The sequence below is a fragment of the Verrucomicrobiota bacterium genome (assembly GCA_016871535.1).
GTDB lineage: Bacteria > Verrucomicrobiota > Verrucomicrobiia > Limisphaerales > SIBE01 > VHCZ01.
This window is the reverse complement of the sequence record VHCZ01000126.1, coordinates 1-17,325: the sequence shown is the minus strand read 5'-3', so window position 1 is coordinate 17,325 and position 17,325 is coordinate 1. Positions and strand designations below refer to the sequence as shown.

The window sequence follows — 17,325 nt, the reverse complement described above, 5'->3', positions numbered from 1 at the left end:
CGGCGCAACCCGAAGGGCGGCAGTTCTTTTTCGCCAGACTTCGTTGCTTGCTCCTTACAGATCCACTTCGGGATATGCTCGTCGCTCGCGCCTCGTCTGGCCGAAAAATCCCTTGCCGCGAACGTGAGCGTATTTATGAAATGGACCACTAAGGATCATTCGCCAGGAGCAACCCCGGCACAATGCGGTCGCGCGATTAACCTGGTATCTCGAAAAGCTCCGTCTTGTGGAACCGGTTCCGTTGGGCAAGAAGCGAAGCAGGGACCTGCAAGATGACATCTATCTGAGGGCTGCACTGGCGGCTAAGGCCACACTGATGGTCACCTATGACAAGGACCTGCTGGCTCTGGAAAAACCTTTCGGCGTGGCCATGGTTCGACCGGCAAGATTCCTTCAGATGGTTTGAACGAGACGTCAGTTCTCAAAGTCGAGGACGGCATGGCCAGTGCTCAGCAAGGAATCGCAATCGTAATTCCATCCATAAATCTCTTGTTGCTTCAAAGAAGGGAGGCTAGGGCGGTTCGGTTACGGAGTCGCCCTATTTTTGCGTACTGGCAGGCCTTGCCTTCCGTCATGCCTGACACGTGATACGTAAAACGTAATGCATGATGCGTGAGAGGCGGCGTCTCCTTCAATCGCTGCCTGAAGGGTTACTGTTTGGCTTGCGTTTCTGAGGCGGCGAAGCCCAAGATCGGCCATCACCATATGAAAACACGTTCTATTTTCACCGCATCGCGCCTCTTTTCATCCCCCGGATTGCTCAAATCGGTGTGCCTGGCTGCAAGCCTTTGCACGTTGACCGGTTTCTCGGCGGAGCCGCCCAAAGGTTTCACAGCGCTATCCAATGGGAAGGATTTAGCAGGCTGGCGAGGCGGCGAGACGTTCGACCACCGCAAGCTGCTCGCCCTGCCCGAAGACCAGCGCAACGCGCAGATCGCCAAATGGACCCAAACCATGCGGGAACATTGGCGCGCCGAGAACGGCGAGCTGGTCAACGACGGCTACGGTGCCTACGCCACGACGGAAAAGGATTACGGCGATTTCGAGTTCCTGATCGATTACAAGACCGTCCCCAAGGCCGACAGCGGGATTTACCTGCGCGGCGTGCCGCAAGTCCAGATCTGGGATCACACCAACGAAAAAGAGTTCAGGAACGGCGCCAACAAAGGCAGCGGCGGCCTCTGGAACAACAGTCCGGGCGCGCCGGGCAAGGACCCGCTCGTGCTCGCAGACAAACCGTTCGGCGAATGGAACAAATTCCGCATCATCATGGTCGGCTCGCGGGTCAGCATCTGGTTGAACGACAAACTCGTAGTGGACCATGCCATCCTGGAGAATTACTACGACAAGAACGACAAATCGCTCAAACCGGAGCAGCGGCGCCCGGTGCCGAAGAAAGGTCCAATCCAGTTGCAGACCCACGGCGGCGAAATCCGCTGGCGCAACATCTTCCTGCGGGAAATCCCTTCGGACGAAGCGAACGCGATCCTGGCCCGGCACCAGGAACCGGGATTCAAGTCCGCGTTCAATGGCCAGAACTTCGATGGCTGGGCCGGGCCCGTTGAGAATTATGAAGTGAAGGACGGCACGATCATTTGCAAGCCGAGCAAAGGCGGCACCATCTACACCAAGGACGAGTTCAAGGATTTTGTCGCTCGCCTGGAGTTCAAACTTCCACCGGGCGGCAACAACGGCCTGGCAATTCGGTATCCGGGCAAAGGCGATCCGGCTTACGCGGGCATGTGCGAACTCCAAGTCCTCGACGACAACTACGAGCAGGTGCGCGGGAAGATCGATGCCAGGCAGGCCCACGGCTCGGCCTACGGCATGGTCCCCGCACACCGGGGCTACCAGCATCCGATCGGGCAATGGAACTTCCAGGAAGTCACTGTGAGAGGTTCGACGATCAAGGTGGAACTCAACGGCGCGGTCATCTTGAATACTGACCTGAGCAAGGTCTCGGAGTTCATGGACAACAATCCGCATCCCGGCAAGGATCTGGCTTCGGGCCATTTCGGTTTCGCCGGGCACAGCGATCCTGTTCAATTCCGCAATATCCGGATCAAACGGTTGAGCGAGTAGCGAACATAGTTGGTTAGCGGGCTTCCAGCGCTCCGATCATCCACGTAGCCAGATCGCCTTCGGACGGAGGCTGGAGAAGGAATTGAGCGCTGGCGGGCGCGTAGGCTTTGCGAGTTGTCTCGAAAAGCGCCCTCGCGTTTTCCGGCATCATCATCACGTTGCGGCCGTCGATCAATCGCGAGAGACGCAGCGGACGCGGGGCCAGGGCCGCCGCCACATCGTTCAGATCGCCTGCCGTCAGCGCTCCGGGGACAATGGCGTCGTGAGGGACATAGCAAAACCGGTCGCGGAGCACGGCTTGGTAACCGGCAAGCGTGCCGCTGGCTGCGACGGCCCGAACGTCGTCCTCGAACAAGGCGCCGAAGAGCGCCAGCAAACCGCCGACTGGTTCAGATTGGCGTGGAGGTTCGCCTTCATCGATGAGCGGATCGGCGAAACCGGTGGGATTCGTGGACGCGAAGGAGTCGCCCCAGAGCGCCAGATGTTTTGCGGCTAGGTCGCGTCGTGTTTTCAGATAGCGGAGAATTGTTCGGAGATCCTGCAAGCGCGATCCCAGCAAGGTCCGGCCCAACATCAGTTCGGTGGCGGAAATCGAAGTGGCTTCGCTGCGGGGTTGCCGGGAGCCGGGCACACTGGTTTCACCGGTGCCGCGAACGTCGGGCATGCAAACGGCAATTCCCCTTTCGAGCAATTGCGCGATCGTCTCGGCGCGCTCGGCCAGGAAGAATGCTTTGCCGTGTTGCGAAACGGCGACGACCACGGGCGGTTTCGCTTTTTGCGCCTTCGGCAACGCGAGCACCAGCGGCAGCAGGACGCCGGGTTCGGATTCCAGGACAATGCGTTCAAGTTGGATTTGATCCCGCCCCATGGAGGTAGGGCGAGTCCGTCCCGGCGAGCCGCTTGATGGGCCTGGAATACGTCCGATTCGGCTCGCTGGAGACAGGCTCGCCCTACCTTGAGACTCCCGCATCAGCACTCTGGGGACTCGCGGCTCGATTTCGCCGAGCAAGCCGGCCCAGCGCTCGCGCAAGAGCCGCAACTGCTGTCTGCGGCTCAGCCTGGAAAGCTGAGCGCGGAAGGCGTTGGCGCGACCCGCGCCGATCTCCGTGTAGATTTCATGAAGGGGGCGAGCTTTGATTTGTGGCGCCAGGCATAGGAGTTCTTCAGGGGCGCGGCGTTGCTGGTATTCTTGCGGAACGGAGATGCCAAACCAGCGCTCCAGCGCCGGGTGAATCATTTTACGATGCACGGCGCCGACGTTGTTGCAATGCGTGGCTTCGGGCGGCTGTCCCTGGAGCAAACCGCCGCCGTGCGTGAAGGCGAGATTCTCCGACGCTTCGTAAAAGCCGAAGACCTTTTGCAGCCGTTTCCACACCGGATCGCGCTCGCGGTCCCAACTGAATTCGTGCGCGTAGATCAATCGCCGCGGCGCAACCGAAGCCACGATCGTCCACGGCAAAAAACCGCCGCTTCCGCTCCGGCGCAGATTGCGCGTCGATTCCCACGAACCGCTGCCCAGGTAATTGAACGTGGCTTCGGCGTTCGCGGGCAAGGGATAGGTCGTCTCCGGCTGAGGGCCGCCGAAATTGAACGGAATGGCGCAAGCTTCGATCTCGGACGCCATCGAGTGCGTTGATTACGCCCGCCGCAAAGGCGCGAGAATCATCAACGCCAGCTTCGGCAGCTACACCTTCAACTCGGCCGCGTTCCGCGACGCCATCAACAGCGTCCGGCTCGCCGGCATCATTTTTCCCGCCGCAGCCGGGAACGACAACGTCAACAACGACGTCACGCCTCTTTTCCCGGCCATGCGTCCAATTGGGGAGCACACGCGCCCCCGCGTGTCCCGACCGGCGCCCTCGCCGGTCGGACCGTCGAGGAAACCATCTCATCTAACGATCGCGTACTCGGACGGAAGACTTGTCGCCGGCGAGGGCGCCGACCACAGCACGCGAGGCGCGTGCGCTCCCCAATGGTCCGGAACAGACACGGTCAGGCTGTAACTTGGTCCAGCGGATAAACCGGCCGGCGCACGCGCCGATAAGGGAGCGCCCAAAGGTTGCTGCGGCACGGGCCGGGCGTGTCCACCCAGAACATTCTCGCGGCGATGGGATCGTAAGCGCGCCGATGCGCCACCGCGGCTTTGACCGCGATGACGGACAGTTTCTCTGGCTGGATTCCCTGGCTGCGCCACTGCCCGAGATCGAACGGCGGCGTTCTCCGGCTGGTCAGCAGAATCAGAATTCCTTCGTGCCGCACCACGGTGCATGGCCCCATGTCAAACGAATCGCCCGCCATCGAGGCCAGATGGCTATGTTTGTCCTCAAGTTGAAATTTGCCGTCGCTGCGTGAAACGAGCTGGACACCCAATTCGAGAGGCCCCGCATCCAGCGTGCTCCCTTTCCCGCCAACGGACAGTGTCATCCTGGTCCCGAGGGGCGCCTCCCAAAGTTTGCGCACCGATTCAAGGTCATTGATCGCGATTGCGGCATTGCGCACGCCGTATTTGGCCAACGCGCGGAGCAGTCCTGTGCCGTCGCCGGGAGCGCCGGCGCCAATGTTGTCGGAAGGCTCCGCCAAGACCGTGAGGCCCGAAGCGGAGAGGATCTCAGGCATCACGGCCTCGACCGCAGGTGCCAGCACATTTCCCTGCGCTCGATTCTTCCATGCGAACCGGGCGAGTTGATCGAGTCGGGCGCGCGCGTCCGATTCGGCGCCGGTGGTCACGATGGAAAGACTCACGCCGGTGTCTGGGATGTCGGCGAAGGAAAAACCGGCTGCGACGTTCACCGTCCAAACTTCTTCACACTCGGCCTCCAGGTGGCGCGCGAGCGCCTGGAGGGCACGCATAGGATCGTGGGCCGTCCCCGTCCCCGTGGGCGGCCAGATGATCGGCGGATGCTGCCAGTACGTCCACGGAATCCTCCCGGTCGCGAAACATTTTTCCAGCAAGCCCGCCGCGCGCTGCGCCGCTTCCCGGGCGTCCGTGTGCGGATTCTCGCGATACGCTACCAGGCCGTTCGAGTGGTCAGCCATCCGTTGCGTGAAATTCGCGTGCAGATCGAACACACCGAAAACCGGAACACGCGCCAGGGCAGGGAAGCGCCGAATTCGTTCCAGAATTTCGCCTTCCACGTCGGGGATGGATTCCGAAACCATCGCGCCGTGCAGCACCAGGTAAACGGCGTCCACGCCCTTCGCGAGTTGAGGCTCGGTAAACCGACGGAACTCGCTCCAGAAAGCTTCGATGACGTGGTCTTCGACAACTCCGCCGGGCGCGGCGCGAAAATCTACCGTTGGGAGAGCCGTCCAGCCGAATCCAGCGGCGGCTTCCAACGCGCCGCCCAGCGGCGAACTGTCGCCGGCCCCGCCCAGCAATTCGTCGCCCCGCCGAATTTGGAAATCCGACAGGCAGGTGGGTTGTTCGACGAAAGTGTTCGTTTCATGGAAAAGGCCCGCGATCAGCACGCGCTTTTTCATTTCAGAAGTTACCCGCGCTGCAAGCCCAGGAGAAGCAGCACCAGGTCCACGATGAACAACAGCACGATCGTCGTCTCCAGAATCAGCATCCAACGGTTGATGTGGTCGTGCTGCAACAATTGGTAGAGGTCGTCGAGGGTCTTGAGCTTTTCATCGATGGTGCGATGCCAATCCGCGAGGTGGAAGCGGGCCGAAATGCACTCGTAAAGACGCGCCAGGTGCCAGTCGCCGAAAAACTTCGTGATGTTCGAGAGTTCATCGCTGAAGCGCGCCATGTCGATCCGGAGTTCCCGCAGTTCGCGCAACACGTGGCGGCGGCGGCGCAGCGGTTGCTCGCCCAGATCTCGATACGACCGTTCCAGCGCGTCGTCGAGCAAGCGGTCGTACGCTTCGAGCTCGGCCAGTTGCAAATTGGCCAGCTCCATCACATAAAGCGTTTCATCGAAATTGCCCAGCTCATCGACGATCAGCGCCGCGTCCCAGTCGATGACGGCGAGGTCGTTTTCATAGTAACTGAGGTGCCGCGCCGTGGATTCGTCCGATTCCTGTTTCGAGAGCCGGTCGATTTTAGGTTCCTGCGTGAGCAAGGCCGCGACCTGGCGGCGATGCAGGCGCAGCCATTCTTCCGCGCTCACGGGCGTGCCTTCGGCGCCGCGCAAGGGGGCTTCGATGCAGAAGACCGTGTAGGCTTCCTCCTCTTCGAGCTTCTTGACGGGGCGAATGTAGTGGGAGGCAAGCTCGCTCCGAATTTCTTCGGCCAGGCGTCGGGCTTCCTCGTGCAACGGCCCGCTGGTGAATTCCAAATCGTGATAGCAAACCAGATCGTCAATGCTGTCCACGGCAAACGGGACACGGATGGTGATGCTGATCGCCCCGACGGGCAGCAACTTCACCGTTCGCTCGACTCGGACCGGTCCGCGCGGCCCGATGCGTTCCACCGACGGCAACCGTGCCATTTGCGGTTTGAAGAAGAAGAGCTGGCGCGGACTCCGCTTGCTGGCGTCCATCTCGAATTGTGCGACCGGCTGCCCCAGCAACTTTCGAACTGGCTGGCGCGCCATTTCGTAAGCGACATCGAAGGCATAGATATAGACGACTTCTCCCACGTAACGCTCCGCGATCACGGCTTCGTCCCGGAGCCCTGCTTTCCCTGCCTGTTGAAGCGAGATCATAATCGTATCCCAACCTAAGCCACGGCTTCCGAAGTGTCCATGCGGGCAGGGGTGTTTGTGTGCGATTTTTGCGGCACGGGCTTCCTTTCCAAGAGTCTGGAGCGCTGGCATCCCTGCCGGCGCGTTTCAATCTGTTGCGCTGGCCGGCAAGGATGCCGGCGCTCCTGCTGCCCAAATCACTCGTCGACAGATCGGATCGCGAGATCCGGCCGGGAGAAGACCGCAGGATCCAAATCCACGCCTAAACCAGGCGCCTCCGGCGGGCCCTGGTTCGATCTGCGTGATCTTCACGGAATGCTTTTGACACTGAGCGCTTCGGCTCGCGAGCCTTTTGTGAATGCCGCGCGGGTAAGTCATTCGAAATTCATTTGCGTCTCGCTCCTCCCAGCGGCAAGTAAGGCTAGACTGGAGTTGGAGGAAGTTGTCTAATCCGCCTTCTCGAAAACAACGACACATATGAAAGGAATTGGGAGACAACTCGTCGGGTCTCTGGTTTTTGTTGCGACTGCCTGCCTGCTTTTCACCGGCAGAGCCGGCGCCGCCGCGCCCCAACTGAAAGTCAGCCCTAACAAGCGTTACCTGGTCAAAGAGGACGGTTCCCCGTTTTTCTACCTCGGCGACACGGCGTGGGAGTTGTTCCACCGCCTCAAACGCGAGGAGGCGGACTTCTATCTGTCGAACCGCGTCGCGAAAGGTTTCAACGTGATCCAGGCGGTGGTGCTCGCGGAGTTCGACGGGCTGACGGTTCCCAATGCCTACGGCCATTTGCCGCTGCAAAACAATGATCCCGCCAAACCGGTGGAAGCTTATTTCAAAGAGGTCGATTACGTCGTGGACAAGGCCGAGCGCCTCGGACTTTACATCGGGATGCTTCCAACCTGGGGCGACAAATGGAACAAGAAGTGGGGCGTCGGTCCGGAAATATTCACGCCCGCCAATGCCGAAGCGTACGGACGTTTTCTGGGCCGCCGCTACCGGGACAAGCCGGTCATCTGGATTCTGGGCGGCGACCGCAATCCGGAGAACGATCTGCATCTCGCGATCATTCGGGCGATGGCGAAAGGATTGAAGAAAGGCGACGGGGGCAAGCACCTCATCACTTTTCATCCCCAGGGCGGCGGCAATTCCTCGAAGTGGTTTCACAGCGACGATTGGCTTGATTTCAATATGTTTCAGTCCGGCCACGCCGCCGCGAACATCGCGAACTATTCGCTGACCTCCACCAACTACAATCTGACACCGATCAAGCCGACGCTGGACGGCGAGCCGCGCTACGAGGATCACCCGATCAATTGGAAGCCCGCCAATGGCTGGTTCGACGATTGGGACGTGCGGCAAGCCGCGTACTGGTCATTGCTGGCCGGGGCGTGTGGCCACACCTACGGCAATCATGACATCTGGCAGTTCTGGCAATCGGATCGCAAGCCGATTTCCTCGGCGCGCACCGAATGGCGCAAGGCAATCGATCATCCCGGCGCGTTCCAGGTCGGGTTGGCGCGGAAGCTTTTCGAGTCGCGCGCTTATCAGAAGCTGGTTCCCGATCAATCGCTGCTGACATCGGAAGCGGGTGAAGGCGCGGAGCACATTCGCGCCGCGGGGGCGAGCGACCGCAGTTTCGGTTTCGTCTATTCGCCGATGGGCAAGCCCTTCACCGTGAACGTGGGCAAATTCACTGGCTCACGGATCAAGGCGCAGTGGTTCAATCCGCGTGATGGCGCCTGGAAGTCGGACGGCGAATTCCCCACGCTGGGCGCGCGGCAATTCACGCCGCCTTCGACGGGCCGCGGCAACGACTGGGTGCTGGTCCTCGATGGCGCGACCGCGCCGGCTTCCGGGCCTGACGTCTTTCCCAAGAGACCGTGACGTGAAAGCGACTCCTTCGAGATTAGCCCGGCAGAAGTCTGGTTGGACCCGTGTAGAGCGCGTTTTGGAAATGCCTTTTGGGTGGAACAGGCCAGTGGCCTGTTGCGGCAGGCTACCAGCCTGCCGCAATGTTCGGCGGCAAGTTGCCGCCGAAAACGGGCTTGTAGCCCGTTCGACCCATTTTCAAAACACGCTCTTAACCGATTTAACATTTTGACCTTTTAACGCTGGAACGATTTTGCCTCCAACATCCAGAATGAAGACTTCTGATCCCGGCGTCCCTCAACCGTCTTTGCTTGGCTTGCGCCGTTCGTTTGGTTTCGGCGATCGCCTGGGCTTGGCCGCGGCCGGACATATCGCCGCTTGTGGCAAGGGCAATTTGCTTCCGATTTTCGCCCAACAATCCGTCCGCGAAATGACCCGCACGCAGCGCACGCCGCAGGAAGTCATGGCCGCGGCGCAACGCGGCATTCAGCAAGAAAGCTGGGCCGGCGCCTGGGGTGCGGACGCGGATCACTTGAAGACGAAAGAAGACGTCTTCAATCTGGCCGCCGCAGGCTACACATTTTACACGATTGATCCGTCCGCGTTCGTCCAGAACCAGGCGGATCATTTGTCAGGCTCAGATTTGATCGCGGCGGTGGAAGACGTCGTGCAGAGCGGCGCGTTTGCCTCGGTTCGGGAGTTGGAAAGTTTGTATTTCAGGCATTCGTATGAATTGCCGGACGCCGCGCCGATTGGCTTCACCGAAAAAGAACCGCTTTACCGGGCGGCAGTCAAATACGGCAAAGCTATCGCGCACGCGCAGAAAATGGCGGAATGGATTTCAGAGGCCAAGCCGCCGCGCGGCGCTGAAATCGAAGTGTCCGTCGATGAAACCGAGACCCCGACCCGCCCGGAGGAACATTTGTTCATTGGCCTGGAATTGATGCGGCGCGGAGTTCGGGCGGTGAGCGTTGCGCCGCGCTTCGTCGGCGAATTCGAGAAAGGAATTGATTACAAGGGCGACCTCAAGGCGTTTGAATCCATGCTGCGCCAGCACGTGGCGATCGCGAAGTTTTGCGGCCCCTACAAAATCAGCGTCCATAGCGGCTCGGACAAATTCAAAGTCTATCCGATCCTGGGCCGAGTCTGCGGCGCGTTTTTGCACGTGAAGACAGCGGGGACCAGCTACCTCGAAGCGCTCCGCGTGGCGGCCCGATGCGCTTCCGACCTGTTCACCGAGATCATTGAATTCTCTCTGGGCCGCTTTGAAACGGACCGCGCCAGCTATCACATCTCGGCGAAGCTCACCGACGTGCCGAAGCCGGCGTCGCTCTCGCCCAAGGAACGCGAGGACGTGTTTCTGAACCAGGACGCGGGCCGCCAGATACTCCACGTGACCTTCGGGTCGGTGCTGACGATGGGTAAGAACGCGAAGAGCCGCTCCTTCAAAGAGGGAATCATCGAGGCGCTGAGGAACAACGAAGCCTTGCACAAGGAGGTCCTGGCCGCGCATCTGGGCCGGCACATTACGTTGCTGGACGCGGGCTGAAGCGTGTTAACCCAAACGGTTCCGTTGGCTGGTAGGGCTGAGCTGCCGCTCAGCCGTCATCGGCTGATTCTTTGGGATTGGATCGACTGGGTGCCTCAGTGCTTGGTTTTTCCTGGGGCTCGCGTCCGTTCTGCCAGCAGCAATTCCAGTTTGCGGCGTCGGATCAAGTGTTGAAGTGCTTTCCTGGTCGAGCGCTCACGACACGAATTCCTCTCGTGCGCCGCGGGGGAGGCAAGGCTGGAAGCCTGCCCTACTTTGAGGAACCTCGGTTCTTCGCGAGGGCTTTGGCGGCGGCTTGTTGGAACTCGCGGCGGACTTCGCTGGCGTCGCTGTTGGGGAAGTTCGACCGTTGCACCATGAGGATATACGCGGCGCCTTTCTCGGGATCGATCCAGGCTTGAGTTCCCCAGGCGCCGCCGTGGCCGTAGGTTCCGGGCGAAAGCACCGCCGCGACGCCCTCGTGAGGGGCGCGCAGCACACAAGTGCCAAGGCCCCAGCCGTAATTCAGGCCGTGTTTGCCATAGGCATCGCTTTGGAAAAAGCCCGTGGGCAATTCACCGGTTTGGGGTGTTGAGAGGAACTTGATCGCCGCAGCGCTGAGATAGCGGCGGCCTCCCAGCTTCCCGCCGTTGAGCAGCATCTGGCAGAGTCGCGCGTAGTCAGGCGCCGTGGAATAGAGTCCGCCGTTGCCCTGGGGCGGTCTGTCGCGCGGGCCGAACTCCGGCCGGGGCGGCACGGGTTCGAGCGCTCCCGTGTCCTTGCTCTTGCTGTAAGCGGTGACCAGTTGGGCGCGATGCCCGGCATCCAAATAAAAAGTGGTGTGCTTCATTCCGAGCGGATCGAAAAGTCGCTTCTGGAGGAACGCGTCGAAGGTCATCCCGCTCACGACCTCGACGATGCGCGCGGCGGCGTTGATCCCGCTCTGCGTGTATTGCCACTTCTCGCCCGTCTCATACTTCATGGGCGCCGCGAGCCAGATTGGGACCAGGTCCGCCAGCGTCTTGGCCTGTTGCGCCGCCGGGCCGCTCGCTTCCCCCAGGCCGGAGGTGTGCGTGAGGATTTGCGTGATCGTGAGATTGGCCGGTTTGCCCGAAGGGGTTTTGAGAGTCACAAATTCGGGCAAGTATTTGGCGACGGGATCGGAGACCTTCAGCTTGCCTTCGTCCTGAAGCATCAGAATCGCGACGCCGGTAATTGGCTTCGTCATTGAGGCAATCCAGAAGAGCGTGTCCGGTTTCATGGGCCGCTTGGCGGCGATGTCGGCGAAGCCCGTGGTTTCAAGGTGGAGAATTTTGTTCTTGGCAACGACCACGGTCACCGCGCCTGCGATCTCGTTTTTCGCGATCATTTGTTCCATGGCCGCGCCGACACCGGGGAGCTTCGGGTCTTTGGCGAATGCGGGCGTCGCGACGAGCAGGGCGGACACAAGAGAAAGCATGGCAAGTGAAGGACGAGTGTTCATGGTGCGGAGCCTATCGTGTTACTCAACCAAATCAACTCTAGCTCTAGCCGGGAAAGCCGGGAATGACTCCACAAGCCAGTTCCCCCCAGTTCTCTCCGGCACGGCTCGAAACCGATTTGAAATCCGACCGTAAGACGGGTAAGACTTCTCGCATGAGTAGAGCAATGCTGTCCACCAAAGGCCAATTGGTGATCCCCAATCGTTTCCGCAAGGCTTTGCATCTCCAACCGGGTGATAAGGTGTCCTTCGTCATTGAGGGCGAGAAGCTCATCCTGCAGCGCGATCAACCCAAACGTGCCCAGCTCGTGCGCGGAAAGTTCGGACGGCCCGTGCTCGTCGCGCCGCCGGGTGCGCCGCCCATGACCTCGGAGCGGGTCAAAGCTATTCTCGAGAACTTTCCGTGAGCCATCTCTTGGATGTGAACCTTCTACTGGCCTGCGCTTGGTCCGGGCATGCGCATCATGGGCGCGCCAACCGCTGGTTGAACTCGACATCCGTCTTTGCCACGACGCCGATCACTCAGAGCGTGTCCGAAAATTGCGCGGGGTCCTGCGGCGAGGGATTTTGGCTGTGGCCAAGGCGGCGAGGTCCGAGCATCCCCAACGCGGGCTGTAAGGACCGAGCCAACGCAGGCCACGGACAAAAGACCCGCCGCCCGGAGGGTTTTCGCGCCAAAGGCCGCCTGGCTTCGTTGCTCCTCAGTCGAAGATCCAGGGAGGATATTCTCCTTCGTTGCGCCTCGCCATCCGGCCTTTGGCGCGAAAACAGGACCCCGCGGAATTTTCGGACACGCTCTCAGATGGGATTTGTCCGCGTCAGCATGATCTCAGCTTACGGTGCGTCATTGGCGGATGCGCGGACCGCCCTTTCAGCCATCGTGCGAATGAAGTCCCACCGATTCCTGACTGACGCGACGCAGGCGGATTCCCTCCCGGCAATTTCGTCCAGCAAGGATGTCACCGACGCCCACCTCGTGCGATTGGCGGCCAGTCACGGCCTCAAGCTCGCGACTCTGGATGACGACCTCGCCAAAAAGTCTTGGGCCAGCGGCATTGCCGAGAATCCGCTCTGATTTTCCACTATGAGCACAGACTTCTTCCCATCGAGTCTCATTCCACCCGGCCAATCAACTGCGGCCGTGAGGTCGGGCCGAAAGCCACGTTGGCTTCCGAGTCCAACGTCACCTGGCTCCCGTCAAACTTCAGCGTGAGCGTCGTGTGGAAGGGCGTCTCGTAGGCACAGGATTTGATCACGCAAGTGTTGTCGCCCCTCCAGGCAAATGTGCCCGCCACCGGTTCGTCCAAAAACTGGGAGAGCCGGGCGCCGAAGAGCAGCGAGCGTCCCTTCTTCCAATCCTGATGGCTGCACGGAATCGCCACTACTTTGCCGTCGATGCGAGATGTGAAGGTCAGGGTCTTGCCGGAATCGGTCGAGGTTAGCGTGATGGTTTCGACCTTCTGTTCGTTCGCGGGGAAAACAAGCTTGCGGTTCAGAACTTTGGCGGCCAGCGGAGAAGTGGGCGAGCCTTGCGCGGGGCGAACTTCGAGATGCGCCAGCTTGTCCTTCAGTTTCTCGCTTGCGGGCGGGTTGGCCTTCAACCGCCGCCCTTGCATCGCCGGCAGCAGTTTGTCCCAAATCACGTTCAACACTGCCTGCATATCCTTGACGCCGCTCGTGATCGCGATCACGGCATCCTGCTCCGGCATGACCACGCAATATTGTCCGAAGGCGCCGTCGCCGCGATAAGCGTTGTGCCGGCAGCGCCAGAATTGAAAGCCGTAACCTTGATTCCAATCGCTGGTCGGATTGCTGCCGTTTGACGTCTGCTTCGCCGTGGCGATCGCGACCCATTCGGCCGGAAGCAATTGCTTCCCATTCCACCGGCCCTTCTGCAAATGAAGCTGGCCGAACTTCGCGATGTCCTCCGTGCGCACGCGCAAGCCGTAACCGCCCAGCGAAATACCCTGGAAGTTCGTGTCCCACACCGGATGCTCGATGCCCAGCGGCTGGAACAGGCGCGGCCGGAGAAAATCGAGCACGGATTGGCCGGTACCCTTCTGGACAATCGCCGACTGCATGAACGTGGCGGCGGTGTTGTATTTGAAGTGCGTGCCTGGCAGATGCGGCACGGCCTGCGCGAAAAACGACTTTGGCGACATGACATCAGGCGCCGTCGGCGGTTCGTCCTGATGACCGGTGGACATGATGAGCAGATCGCGCACGCGCATTGCCTTGAGATTGTTGCTCGCGTTCGTCGGCGCGGCGTCGGGAAAAAATTTCAGGACTTCGTCGTCGAGGCTCAATTTGCCCTCCGCCACGGCGAAGCCAACCGCGGTGGAAGTGAAGCTTTTGCTCAAGGAATAGAGCACATGATTGTGCGTGGCGTCGTAAGGCGCCCACCACCCCTCGGCAATCACGTGGCCGTGGCGCGCGACCATCAAGCTGTGCAGGCCCTCGATCTGCTGGTCCAGGGTGGTTACGAAGTCCAACAGCGCGGCGGAGGAAACACCCTGTGCTTCGGGAGCGCTGCGCGGCAGGGAATGGGCCGCTTGCCCCGCGGTCAGAATTCCGGCCAGGAACAGGACAAAATGCAGTAAGTTTTTCATAGGAGGTCCGCGCGTTTGTTACTTGGCTTGAAGGAGGTTGTCACCAACGGAATTCGCGTCTCTATGGTTGCGCTGGGCGCGATTCAAACTATCGGTCCACGACGTCTTCTCGCTCTCTTCCCCAAGGGAGGAGAGGGCTGGGGAGAGGAGGTGCGTCCGATTTCGCTTTTCCAAGAAACCCTTCTCTCCAGCTCTCTCCCCACTCGTTCCTCGCGAGGAGAGGGAGTCGAATCGCGACCGACCGACACTTTTAATCGCACCCATGGCAAGGTTGCCACTTGCCGCGTTGGCGGCATTCGTGGTTAAGTCCCGTCCGCCATGATCCGCTGTGCGATCACGATTTCGCTGGTGCCTGAAGCCAAAGGCGGGCCGTTTGTTTTTGGGGAGGATCTGGCCGGTGGTTGCGCGAAGGCGGCCGCGTTCGGTTTCGATGCGGTCGAGGTTTTTCCGCGTTCTGCTGTTGAATTCGACGCCAAACAACTCAAACACCTTCTGGAAACTCACCAGTTGCAGCTCGCAGGGATGGGCTCGGGCGCCGGTTGGTTGGCGCACAGGTTGAGATTGACGGATCCCGACGCCACGAATCGCCGGCGCGCCAGGGATTTCGTTGCGGGCATCATCGACCTGGCGGGAGGCTTTGGCGCGCCAGCCATCATTGGTTCGATGCAAGGCCGCTGGGGCGACGGCGTCACGCGCGAACAATCGCTGGCCTGGCTGGCGGATGCCCTGGAGCAACTCGGCCCGCGCGCCCATGCCCAGGGCGTGCCTTTGTTGTTCGAACCGCTGAATCGATACGAAACGAACCTGTTCAATCGGGTCGCGGACACGCGGGAGTTCCTGAAACCGTTGCGAACCCAAAACGTGAAGCTGCTTTGCGATCTCTTCCACATGAACATCGAAGAAACGGACATCGCGGGCGCGTTGCGGCTCGCCGGCAACAAGCTCGGCCACATTCATTTCGTGGACAGCAACCGGCAAGCGGTGGGGTTCGGGCACACGGATATGAAGCCGATTGTGCAAGCGCTGCGCGATATCGGTTACGCCGGCTACGTTTCGGCCGAGGTCATGCCTTTGCCGGACGCTGAAGAAGCTGCTAAACAGACTCTGGAAGCTTACAAAAGGCTCTTCGCAGTTTGAGGGTGAAAAGTGGGGAACACGAAATTTCACGAATTGGCACGTATTGAATGCCCATGACCACTAAGCTCAGATTCGTGAAAATTCGTGAACTTCGTGTCACTAAAAGTCTGCCCACATGCTCAACCACCAACTGATTCATCCCCAGATCAACGAAGTGCTCGGCCGGGCGGGCCATCACTCGACGATCCTGATCGCCGACGGCAATTATCCGGCTTGGACCAAGCGCGGCCCGAACGCCGAGCTGGTCTGTCTGAATTTGGCGCCCGGCCTTGTCACGGTGGCGCAAGTGCTGCGCGCGGTGTTGAGCGCTGTCCCGGTGGATAAGGTGAACACGATGGGAATTCCGCTGGACGATCCCTACGCGCAGAAGGGCGAACCCCCGGTGTGGAACGAATACCGAGCGATCCTCAAAGGCGCTCGCTTGAAGCTCCCGCTCGAGCCGATTCAAAAGTGGGATTTCTACAATGCCGTCAACTCACCCGACCACGTCCTGACGATCCAGACGGGCGACCAGGCGCTTTGGGCCAACGTGCTGCTGACGATGGGATGCCGAACGGCGTAATCAAAAACCGCGAATGAACCCTGCGCGGCTCCGCCAGGCTCCGCCGCAACCAAAGTAATCAGAGATCAGTAATCCGTTCTGAGTCGCTGGTCTTCACCACTTCTCCCCCCATGCAAACTCGAATCCTTGGCAACACCGGCCTCCCACTCCCGATCTTGAGCTTCGGCGCATCCTCGCTGGGCCAGGAATTTCGCCGTGTGACGCTCGATGAGGCCATCCGATCCGTGCAGGTCGCGCTCGATTGCGGACTCAACTTTATCGACACTTCGCCGTTTTACGGGCGCGGCATGTCGGAAGTTTTGCTGGGCGTGGCGCTGCGCGACGTGCCCCGCGACCGCTATTTGATCTGCACCAAACTGGGGCGCTATGACCTTCAGCACTTCGATTTCTCCGCCAAACGCGTCGCCGAGAGCGTGGATGTGAGTTTGCACCGGCTGGGAGTCGATCACCTGGATATCTGCCTTTGCCACGACATTGAATTTGTGGAGATGCAGGAAATCGTGGATGAAACGCTGCCGGCGCTGCGCAAGGTCCGCGACCAGGGCAAGGTCCGATTCATCGGGTTCAGCGGCTATCCGATGAAAATCTTCAAATTCATCCTCGACCAAACGAGCGTGGATTGCGTGCTCAGCTACAACCAATACACGCTGCAGAACACACGGTTCGCAGACGAGCTGGTGCCCTATCTCAAAGCCAAAGGAGTCGGCGTCATGAACGCCGGGCCGTTCTCGGCGCGGTTGCTCACCAAGGCGCTGCTGCCCAAGTGGCTGAAGGAACCGGAAAGCGTCAAAGCCGCGGCGCGCCAGGCGGCCGAGCATTGCGCCAGGAAAGGCGTCGATATCGCCAAACTCGCGCTGCAATTCTCCGTCGCTCATCCCGGCATCACCACCACGATTGCCGGGTCTGCGAATCCGGAAAACATCCGTCAGTGGGCGAAATGGATTGAAGAGCCGGTTGACGAGGAACTCCTAAGGGAGGTGCTCAAGATTTTCGAGCCGGTTAAGAACGTGGGGCACGCCGAGGGCCTGGCGAAGGGTCTGTGCAAAAATAAATTCCGGTTTTGCTGGAGGCGATTTCGCTTTCTGGCGAGGCACGACGAAGGAGCATAGCCAGGGCTCTGCGACTGAGGAGAAACGAAGCCAGAAAGCGAAATCGCCCCAGCCCTCCGGGGCGGGGCGGCGCCTGGCCGGCTGCGGCGTTGCTCGTCGGTCACAGCCCCAAAACGGGGATGCTCCCTCCTCGAGCCTTGCATCCGGCCAGGCGGCGCTCCCGCCAAAACCGGAAGTTATTTTTGCACAGACCCTTAGAGCGTGTCCGAAAATTGCGCGGGGTCCTGCGGCGAGGGATTTTGGCTGTGGCCAAGGCGGCGAGGTCCGAGCATCCCCAACGCGGGCTGTAAGGACCGAGCCAACGCAGGCCACGGACAA

General features: G+C 60.4%; 15 protein-coding genes. 10 read left to right on the top strand and 5 right to left on the bottom strand.

Translation table 11 applies throughout. The features are described 5' to 3' along the window. Positions 1-226 precede the first annotated feature (226 nt). Both FJ398_16375 and FJ398_16370 read left to right on the top strand, forming a co-directional pair. The gene (locus FJ398_16375) at positions 227-406 is read left to right on the top strand and encodes a hypothetical protein (GenBank protein MBM3839510.1); all 180 of its coding nucleotides are present in this window, start codon (positions 227-229) and stop codon (positions 404-406) included. Between the two features lie 299 nt (positions 407-705). Continuing rightward, on the top strand, positions 706-2,082 hold the full coding sequence (locus FJ398_16370; protein ID MBM3839509.1) for a DUF1080 domain-containing protein: 1,377 nt from the start codon (positions 706-708) through the stop codon (positions 2,080-2,082). 13 nt (positions 2,083-2,095) lie between these two features. Here FJ398_16370 and FJ398_16365 read toward each other — a convergent pair whose 3' ends face one another. Further along, complete coding sequence (locus FJ398_16365; protein MBM3839508.1) at positions 2,096-3,706, bottom strand: hypothetical protein; 1,611 nt, start codon at positions 3,704-3,706, stop codon at positions 2,096-2,098. Between FJ398_16365 and FJ398_16360 the strand changes: the two genes are divergently transcribed. Then, positions 3,678-4,085 (top strand): hypothetical protein, encoded by a 408-nt coding sequence (locus tag FJ398_16360; protein MBM3839507.1) that lies wholly within the window; start codon positions 3,678-3,680, stop codon positions 4,083-4,085. The two genes, FJ398_16365 and FJ398_16360, sit on opposite strands and share 29 nt — an antisense overlap. Here the strand turns inward: FJ398_16360 and FJ398_16355 are convergent. Further along, positions 4,075-5,562 (bottom strand): M81 family metallopeptidase, encoded by a 1,488-nt coding sequence (locus tag FJ398_16355; GenBank protein ID MBM3839506.1) that lies wholly within the window; start codon positions 5,560-5,562, stop codon positions 4,075-4,077. The two genes, FJ398_16360 and FJ398_16355, sit on opposite strands and share 11 nt — an antisense overlap. Positions 5,563-5,570: 8 nt before the next feature. Further along, positions 5,571-6,734 (bottom strand): hypothetical protein, encoded by a 1,164-nt coding sequence (locus FJ398_16350; protein MBM3839505.1) that lies wholly within the window; start codon positions 6,732-6,734, stop codon positions 5,571-5,573. 456 nt (positions 6,735-7,190) lie between these two features. On the opposite strand from FJ398_16350, the gene FJ398_16345 reads away from it, so the two are divergent. Beyond that, entirely contained in the window at positions 7,191-8,597 is a 1,407-nt protein-coding gene (locus FJ398_16345; GenBank protein MBM3839504.1) for a DUF4038 domain-containing protein, read from the top strand. Between the two features lie 256 nt (positions 8,598-8,853). Further along, on the top strand, positions 8,854-10,131 hold the full coding sequence (locus FJ398_16340; GenBank protein MBM3839503.1) for a hypothetical protein: 1,278 nt from the start codon (positions 8,854-8,856) through the stop codon (positions 10,129-10,131). Between the two features lie 250 nt (positions 10,132-10,381). On the opposite strand, the gene FJ398_16335 is transcribed toward FJ398_16340, so the two are convergent. Then, complete coding sequence (locus FJ398_16335; protein ID MBM3839502.1) at positions 10,382-11,569, bottom strand: beta-lactamase family protein; 1,188 nt, start codon at positions 11,567-11,569, stop codon at positions 10,382-10,384. A gap of 86 nt (positions 11,570-11,655) precedes the next feature. Between FJ398_16335 and FJ398_16330 the strand changes: the two genes are divergently transcribed. Both FJ398_16330 and FJ398_16325 read left to right on the top strand, forming a co-directional pair. Beyond that, positions 11,656-11,997, top strand: coding sequence for an AbrB/MazE/SpoVT family DNA-binding domain-containing protein (locus FJ398_16330; protein ID MBM3839501.1), 342 nt, complete (start codon positions 11,656-11,658; stop codon positions 11,995-11,997). A gap of 479 nt (positions 11,998-12,476) precedes the next feature. Next, on the top strand, positions 12,477-12,665 hold the full coding sequence (locus FJ398_16325; GenBank protein ID MBM3839500.1) for a hypothetical protein: 189 nt from the start codon (positions 12,477-12,479) through the stop codon (positions 12,663-12,665). Positions 12,666-12,702: 37 nt separating this feature from the next. Here FJ398_16325 and FJ398_16320 read toward each other — a convergent pair whose 3' ends face one another. Beyond that, positions 12,703-14,199, bottom strand: coding sequence for a serine hydrolase (locus FJ398_16320; protein ID MBM3839499.1), 1,497 nt, complete (start codon positions 14,197-14,199; stop codon positions 12,703-12,705). 318 nt (positions 14,200-14,517) lie between these two features. On the opposite strand from FJ398_16320, the gene FJ398_16315 reads away from it, so the two are divergent. The 3 genes from FJ398_16315 (at position 14,518) to FJ398_16305 (ending at position 17,007) form a co-directional block, all read left to right on the top strand. Continuing rightward, a complete protein-coding gene (locus tag FJ398_16315; protein MBM3839498.1) occupies positions 14,518-15,336 on the top strand; it encodes a sugar phosphate isomerase/epimerase in 819 nt (272 codons plus the stop codon). 115 nt (positions 15,337-15,451) lie between these two features. Continuing rightward, a complete protein-coding gene (locus FJ398_16310; GenBank protein MBM3839497.1) occupies positions 15,452-15,898 on the top strand; it encodes a transporter in 447 nt (148 codons plus the stop codon). 110 nt (positions 15,899-16,008) lie between these two features. Then, the gene (locus FJ398_16305) at positions 16,009-17,007 is read left to right on the top strand and encodes an aldo/keto reductase (protein MBM3839496.1); all 999 of its coding nucleotides are present in this window, start codon (positions 16,009-16,011) and stop codon (positions 17,005-17,007) included. The last annotated feature ends 318 nt before the right edge of the window (positions 17,008-17,325 follow it).

Coding starts and splice junctions, on each gene's coding strand:
- FJ398_16320 (MBM3839499.1), bottom strand. CDS start 14,199: ATGAAAAACTTACTGCATTTTGTCCTGTTCCTGGCCGGAATTCTGACC.
- FJ398_16325 (MBM3839500.1), top strand. CDS start 12,477: ATGAAGTCCCACCGATTCCTGACTGACGCGACGCAGGCGGATTCCCTC.
- FJ398_16365 (MBM3839508.1), bottom strand. CDS start 3,706: ATGGCGTCCGAGATCGAAGCTTGCGCCATTCCGTTCAATTTCGGCGGC.
- FJ398_16330 (MBM3839501.1), top strand. CDS start 11,656: ATGACTCCACAAGCCAGTTCCCCCCAGTTCTCTCCGGCACGGCTCGAA.
- FJ398_16335 (MBM3839502.1), bottom strand. CDS start 11,569: ATGCTTTCTCTTGTGTCCGCCCTGCTCGTCGCGACGCCCGCATTCGCC.
- FJ398_16340 (MBM3839503.1), top strand. CDS start 8,854: ATGAAGACTTCTGATCCCGGCGTCCCTCAACCGTCTTTGCTTGGCTTG.
- FJ398_16315 (MBM3839498.1), top strand. CDS start 14,518: ATGATCCGCTGTGCGATCACGATTTCGCTGGTGCCTGAAGCCAAAGGC.
- FJ398_16305 (MBM3839496.1), top strand. CDS start 16,009: ATGCAAACTCGAATCCTTGGCAACACCGGCCTCCCACTCCCGATCTTG.
- FJ398_16370 (MBM3839509.1), top strand. CDS start 706: ATGAAAACACGTTCTATTTTCACCGCATCGCGCCTCTTTTCATCCCCC.
- FJ398_16350 (MBM3839505.1), bottom strand. CDS start 6,734: ATGATCTCGCTTCAACAGGCAGGGAAAGCAGGGCTCCGGGACGAAGCC.
- FJ398_16345 (MBM3839504.1), top strand. CDS start 7,191: ATGAAAGGAATTGGGAGACAACTCGTCGGGTCTCTGGTTTTTGTTGCG.
- FJ398_16360 (MBM3839507.1), top strand. CDS start 3,678: ATGGCGCAAGCTTCGATCTCGGACGCCATCGAGTGCGTTGATTACGCC.
- FJ398_16310 (MBM3839497.1), top strand. CDS start 15,452: ATGCTCAACCACCAACTGATTCATCCCCAGATCAACGAAGTGCTCGGC.
- FJ398_16355 (MBM3839506.1), bottom strand. CDS start 5,562: ATGAAAAAGCGCGTGCTGATCGCGGGCCTTTTCCATGAAACGAACACT.